The organism is Phenylobacterium aquaticum, from assembly GCF_947378715.1.
GTDB lineage: Bacteria > Pseudomonadota > Alphaproteobacteria > Caulobacterales > Caulobacteraceae > Phenylobacterium > Phenylobacterium aquaticum_A.
The window spans coordinates 1-3,906 of record NZ_CANCLE010000243.1; the positions used below are offsets into that span (position 1 = coordinate 1).

Genomic DNA, 3,906 nt, shown 5'->3' on the forward strand with positions numbered 1-3,906 from the left:
CCTACCAGCTGACCAAGAGCCGCGCCGACGGCCAGGTCTATAAGGTGCTCGAGCTCTACACCGACCAGGACGCCCTGACCGCCCACGGCCAGACCGAGTACTTCAAGGCCGCGGGTCCGAAGATGGGCCCCTGCCTGGGCGGCCGTCCGGAAATCGAACTGCTCGACGGCGTCTGAGGAGAATAGCGCCATGGACCTCGAATTCACGGCCGAGGACCTCGCCTTCGGTGACGAGGTCCGGGCGTTCATCGCCGACGCCTTCGACGACGAGATGCGGGCCCTGTCGGCCCAGTCGAAGAACCACCACCTGACCAAGGACGCCCAGGTCCGCTGGCTGAAGAAGCTGAACGCCAAGGGCTGGATGGCGCCCGACTGGCCGGTGGAATACGGCGGCACGGGCTGGAGCCACACCAAGAAGTACATCTTCGACATGGAGATGGCTCTGGCCGGCGCCCCGGAGACCTCGAACATGGGCCTGCGCATGTGCGCCCCCGTGGTCATGGCCTTCGGCACGCCGGAGCAGAAGGCCCAGCATCTGCCCAAGATTCTTTCGACCGACGTGTGGTGGTGCCAGGGCTATTCGGAACCGGGCTCGGGATCGGACCTCGCATCCCTGTCGCTGAAAGCGGATCTTGACGGTGAGTATTACGTCCTAAACGGTTCAAAAATATGGACAACTTATGCTCAGTGGGCCGACTGGATGTTCTGTCTGGTGCGGACCACCAGTGATCCGATCCGCCAGAAGGGCATCAGTTTCCTGCTGCTGGACATGAAGACGCCGGGCATTTCGATCGTGCCCCTGCCGACCCTGGATGGCCCGCCGGAGGGCGACCAGGAGATCAACCAGGTGTTCTTCGACAATGTCCGGGTGCACGTCTCCAACCGCATCGGCAAGCAGGACGAGGGCTGGACCTACGCCAAGTACCTGCTGCAGTTCGAGCGCGGCAACGCCTATGCGCCGGGCCTGACCAACATGCTGGGCAAGGTCAAGAAGATCGCCAGCCTGGAGCCGTCGGACGGCGGTCGCCGGATGATGGACGATCCGGATTTCCGGAAGAAGCTGGTCGAGACCGAGATCAAGGTCGAGACCCTGAACGCCACAGAACTGCGGATGTTCGCCGCCCGCACGGCCGGCCAGGCCATGGGCGCGGCGTCGTCGATGCTGAAGCTGGAGGGCAGCCAGGCCCAGCAGTTGATCACCGAACTGGCCCTGGAGGCGGCGGGCGTCTACGCCCAGCCCTTCGTCCAGGACACCTGGGCGGAGATCCGCGGCGGGACCAACCAGCCCCGCGCCGGGGCCGACTATGCCGCCACGGTCGCGCCGATGTACTTCAACTACCGCAAGACCTCGATCTATGCCGGGTCGAACGAGATCCAGCACAACATCATGGCCAAGATGGTCCTGGGGCTCTAGCCCCGGGGCCTCGGTCGGGAGAACGCCATGCAGGCCGAACTGGTCGAGCTGAGCTTCGAGCTGGCGGCCGAGCGGTGTGAGGACCTCACGCCCCTGGTCTATGCCCGGCTGTTCCGCGAGAACCCGGAGATGGAGCCGCTGTTCTGGCGCGACGCCAATCACCAGGTGAAGGGCGAGATGCTGTCGCGGGTGATCCTGGCGATCCTGGATTTCGTCGGCGCGCGGCTCTATGCGGCGACGCTGATCCAGTGCGAGGTCGTCACCCACGAGGGCTATGACGTGCCGCCCCAGGTGTTCGGGGTGTTCTTCGGGACGGTCCGCGACACCCTGCGCGAGCTGCTGGTCGCAGACTGGACCGCCGACATGGAGGCGGCCTGGGCCAAGACCCTGACCGAGCTCGACTTCTATGTGACCCATCCCGACCAGGCGGAAACCACCGCCCCAGCCAAGGTGGCCTGATGTCCTTCTCCCGTTTCGAGCAGGCGCTCGCCGAGGCCGTGGGCCAGGGTCGGATCGCCGGGGCCGTGGCCCTGGTCACCGATCGCGAGGGCCCGGTCTATCAGCACGCCCTTGGGCTGCGCACGGTGGGGGCGCCGGCCGCCATGGACGCCGGCACGGTGTTCTGGATCGCGTCGATGACCAAGGCCCTGGTCTCGGTCGCGGCCCTGCAGCTGGTCGAACAGGGCAAGCTTTCCCTGGACGGGGACCTGGTCGGTCTGCTGCCGGAGCTTGGGGGACTGCAGGTGCTGGACGGCGTCGACGCCTCGGGCCAGCCGAAGCTGCGGCCCGCGCGGACCGCCGTGACCCTGCGCCAGCTGCTGACCCACACGTCCGGCTTCGCCTATGGCTTCACCAGCCCGGCCCACGTGGCCTATGCGGCGGCGACCGGCGCGCCTGACGCGGCGAGCGGGACGCGCGCGGCGCAGCTGCAGCCCCTGGCCTTCGATCCAGGCCAGGGCTTCATCTATGGCATCGGCATCGACTGGGCGGGGCTGGCCATCGAGGCGGCCAGCGGCCAGCGGCTGGACGCCTATCTGGCCCAGCACGTCACCGGCCCCCTGGGCATGGCCGACACCGGCTTCGCCCTGTCGGCGGACCAGACGGCCCGTCAGGCGGGCGTGCATGTGCGGGGCCCGGACGGCGGCTTGATCCCCATCCCCTTCGCCCTGCCGCCCAATCCCGAGGTGCTGTCCGGCGGGGGTGGGCTCTACAGCACGGTCCCCGACTATGCCCGGTTCCTGCGGATGCTGATGAACGAGGGCCGGTCCGGCGGCGTGCAGGTGCTGTCGGCGGAGACGGTGCGGGGCCTGGCGGAGATCCAGACCGGGCCTGAGCCGGTCGGCGGCTTCACCTCGGCCCTGCCGAACATGAGCAACGACTTCGATCCGCATCCGCACATGGGGTCGGGCCACGGCCTGGCGACCTTCGTGGCCCCGGCTGCGACGGGCGGCGGCCGCGCGGCGGGTTCCCTGGCCTGGGCTGGCCTGGCCAACACCTATTACTGGGCCGATCCGGCCAGCGGAAAGGGCGGGGTGCTGATGACCCAGCTGCTGCCCTTCGCCGATCCGGAAGTGCTGGCGCTGCTGCGGGTGTTGGAACGCGACTCCTACGGCGTGGCGAGCTAGGGCCCGGCGGCCTTCGCCAGCCCCTGCGGTTGCCGCCGCCGCAGGTTGCGCACAGGATGGGCGTCTTCCTTGGCCGCGCCTGGATCCGCCATGCCCAAGATCGAACTGTCCGCCGTTCCCGAGCGCAGGGGCTCGGGCTATCCGCCGCCCTATGACAGCCCTTGCGCGACGCGCGTCCGCCAGAGGCTGGGTGACGCGGGCGGACTGAAGGACTTCGGAGTCAACCTCATGCGCCTGCCGCCCGGCGGCTGGTCAAGCCAGCGGCACTGGCATTCCCACGAGGACGAGTTCGTCTATCTGCTGGAGGGCGAACTGGTGCTGGTCGAGGACGGCGGCGAGACGCCGCTGAAGGCCGGGGATTGCGCCGCCTTTCCCAAGGGCTCCGGCGACGGCCATCACATGGTCAACCGCGGCGCGACCACGGCGGTCTATCTGGAGGTGGGCTCTCGCGCGCCCGAAGACCTGACCACCTGTTCGGACGTCGACATGATGAGCGCAAACGCCGACGGCAGATTCGTGCGAAAGGACGGCTCGCCGATCTCGGCCGCTTGATCCGCCGGACCGACGCACGGCATGGCGTCGGGAGCCTGGAGAGGTTGGATGCAGGACACCGACGTCATCGTGGTGGGCGCGGGCATGGCCGGCGCCTCGATCGCGGCCGAGCTGGCCGCCCGGTCGGCGCGGGTGATCGTGCTGGAGGCCGAGGACGCGCCGGGGCGCCACACCACGGGGCGGTCGGCGGCGCTGTTCTCGGAGATCTACGGCAATGAGGTGATCCGGGCCCTGACCCGGGCGAGCCGGCCGCATCTGGCGGACGGGTTCATGACGCCGCGCGACTGCCTGCACATCGCCAGCGCCGAACAGCTTG

General features: G+C 68.7%; 6 protein-coding genes. All 6 read left to right on the top strand.

Features of this window, described 5'->3' with window-relative positions:
- The first annotated feature begins 8 nt into the window (after nt 1-8).
- On the top strand, nt 9-176 hold the full coding sequence (locus Q7P21_RS19785; RefSeq protein WP_304180031.1) for a putative quinol monooxygenase: 168 nt from the start codon (nt 9-11) through the stop codon (nt 174-176).
- Between the two features lie 13 nt (nt 177-189).
- Nucleotides 190-1,413 (top strand): acyl-CoA dehydrogenase family protein, encoded by a 1,224-nt coding sequence (locus Q7P21_RS19790; RefSeq protein WP_304180023.1) that lies wholly within the window; start codon nt 190-192, stop codon nt 1,411-1,413.
- Between the two features lie 27 nt (nt 1,414-1,440).
- The gene (locus Q7P21_RS19795; RefSeq protein ID WP_304170296.1) at nt 1,441-1,872 is read left to right on the top strand and encodes a globin; all 432 of its coding nucleotides are present in this window, start codon (nt 1,441-1,443) and stop codon (nt 1,870-1,872) included.
- On the top strand, nt 1,872-3,038 hold the full coding sequence (locus tag Q7P21_RS19800; protein ID WP_304180025.1) for a serine hydrolase: 1,167 nt from the start codon (nt 1,872-1,874) through the stop codon (nt 3,036-3,038). The genes Q7P21_RS19795 and Q7P21_RS19800 overlap by 1 nt, the downstream gene beginning before the upstream one ends.
- Before the next feature lie 90 nt (nt 3,039-3,128).
- The gene (locus tag Q7P21_RS19805) at nt 3,129-3,590 is read left to right on the top strand and encodes a cupin domain-containing protein (protein WP_304180027.1); all 462 of its coding nucleotides are present in this window, start codon (nt 3,129-3,131) and stop codon (nt 3,588-3,590) included.
- Nucleotides 3,591-3,638: 48 nt separating this feature from the next.
- A partial coding sequence (locus Q7P21_RS19810; protein ID WP_304180029.1) for an FAD-dependent oxidoreductase occupies nt 3,639-3,906 on the top strand: 268 nt, incomplete at its 3' end.

Excerpts from the sequence above, each read along its gene's own strand:
- Q7P21_RS19805 (WP_304180027.1), top strand. The coding sequence starts at position 3,129 with ATGCCCAAGATCGAACTGTCCGCCGTTCCCGAGCGCAGGGGCTCGGGC.
- Q7P21_RS19790 (WP_304180023.1), top strand. The coding sequence starts at position 190 with ATGGACCTCGAATTCACGGCCGAGGACCTCGCCTTCGGTGACGAGGTC.
- Q7P21_RS19800 (WP_304180025.1), top strand. The coding sequence starts at position 1,872 with ATGTCCTTCTCCCGTTTCGAGCAGGCGCTCGCCGAGGCCGTGGGCCAG.
- Q7P21_RS19795 (WP_304170296.1), top strand. The coding sequence starts at position 1,441 with ATGCAGGCCGAACTGGTCGAGCTGAGCTTCGAGCTGGCGGCCGAGCGG.